This is a genomic window from Nocardia sp. NPDC060220 (assembly GCF_042727815.1).
Taxonomy (GTDB): domain Bacteria; phylum Actinomycetota; class Actinomycetes; order Mycobacteriales; family Mycobacteriaceae; genus Nocardia.
Genome location: NZ_JBHWZY010001236.1, coordinates 1 through 1,531 on the forward strand (window position 1 = coordinate 1; position 1,531 = coordinate 1,531).

The 1,531-nt window shown below is 64.9% G+C and carries 2 protein-coding genes; one reads left to right on the forward strand and one right to left on the reverse strand.

Translation table 11 applies throughout. The features are described 5' to 3' along the window. Positions 1 to 220 precede the first annotated feature (220 nt). Positions 221 to 1,111: an RNA polymerase sigma factor SigJ gene (sigJ, locus tag ACFWF3_RS35615; protein WP_379318536.1), complete on the reverse strand. Its 891-nt coding sequence runs from the start codon at positions 1,109 to 1,111 to the stop codon at positions 221 to 223. Between the two features lie 132 nt (positions 1,112 to 1,243). Here sigJ and ACFWF3_RS35620 point away from each other — a divergent pair. Next, on the forward strand, positions 1,244 to 1,531 hold a 288-nt coding region (locus ACFWF3_RS35620), incomplete at its 3' end, for an NADPH-dependent FMN reductase (protein ID WP_379318538.1).

Genomic DNA, 1,531 nt, shown 5'->3' on the forward strand with positions numbered 1-1,531 from the left:
CCTCCTGAACAGTCTCCCCGGGTCATAGCAATTGACTCTTATAAGTTTGGCACAGTGACGACGAATACGACTACGAAGAAGGTGAAGGCCCCTACTTGGTGGTGGAGTGCATGCTCGGATCCCGGGATCGCACGGTCGCGAACGTCCGCATCTGCCGAATACCGTGCGTTCGGTCAACGGGTGTCGGTGGCTTCTGGCCGCCATGTTCCGCAGCCACAGTTCAGCTGGTTGTCCAGAGACGCAGTTTCTCCGGGTTGCGGATTGCCCAGATGCGGGTGATGCGGGTGCCGACGATATCGAAGGCGTAGACGGAGATGACGGCGTTGCGGAACTGGGCGACCAGGCCGGGCTGACCGTTTACTGTGCGCTCGAGCAGAGCTACCTGGGGGCCGCGGGTGGCGATTTCGATCCAGGCGCTGGCGATGTGTTCGCTGCCGGTGATCGGCTCGCGGAAGGCCGGAGCGAGACCGCCGCTGTCCGCGGTCGCGATTGCGGTCGGGTCGAGCAGTCCGATCAGGGCCTCCATATCGCTTGTTTCCCAAGCCCGTTTGAAGTCCCTGACCACATCGGCGCGCTGGGCGCTCGATGGGCGCTGCGAGGTATCGATGCGGCGGCGGGCGCTGGAGGCGAGCTGGCGGCATGCCGCGGGGGTGCGGCCGACGATGTCGACGATCTCGGCGAAGGAGTAGCGGAAGACGTCGTGCAGGACGAACGCCACTCGCTCGGCCGGTGTCATGGAATCGAGCACGACCAGGAAGGCCATGCCGATCGACTCGTCCAGGGTGACCCGGTCGGCGGGGTCTCCAGGCGCGGGACCACCCAACCACTCGGAGTGGTTGGGTATCGGCTCTGGAATCCACTCGCCCACATACTGTTCCCGCCTGGCACGCGCCGAGCCGAGCAGGTCGAGGCAGATGCGGCTGGCGACTGTCGTCAACCACGCACCAGGCGTCACCACGTCTTGCCGCTGTCGCTCGGAGAGCGCGTACCACCGCACGTAGGTCTCCTGCACCACATCCTCGGCTTCGGACAGCGAGCCGATCAGCCGGTAAGCGAGATTGATCAGCTGACGGCGTTCGTCGATCACCGCGCGCAGTTGCGGATCGGTCATGGCGTGCGGCTCCTCGTGTCGACGGCACTCACTTACCCGACGAAACAGCGACCCGATTTGTGAGGCCTGACATTTCGCCCGGCTACGTCGTCGGAAGGTAGTAACGCTTTCAGCAGAGCAGGAGTTCCAGAAATGACCAAGATCGGCATCATCCTCGGCAGCACCCGGTCGAACCGCAGTGGCCCCCAGATCGCCGAGTGGGTTCTGGATGCGGCATCGCGGCGTGGCGACGCCGAATTCGACCTGATCGACCTACGCGATCACCCGCTACCGCATCTGGACGAGCCCGCACCGCCGATGTTCGGCCCGTCGGCACACGCGCACACCCGCGCCTGGGCCGAGCGGATCGGCCCGTTCGACGGCTTCGTGATGGTGACCCCGGAGTACAACGGCGGCATCCCCGGAGTACTGAAGAACGCC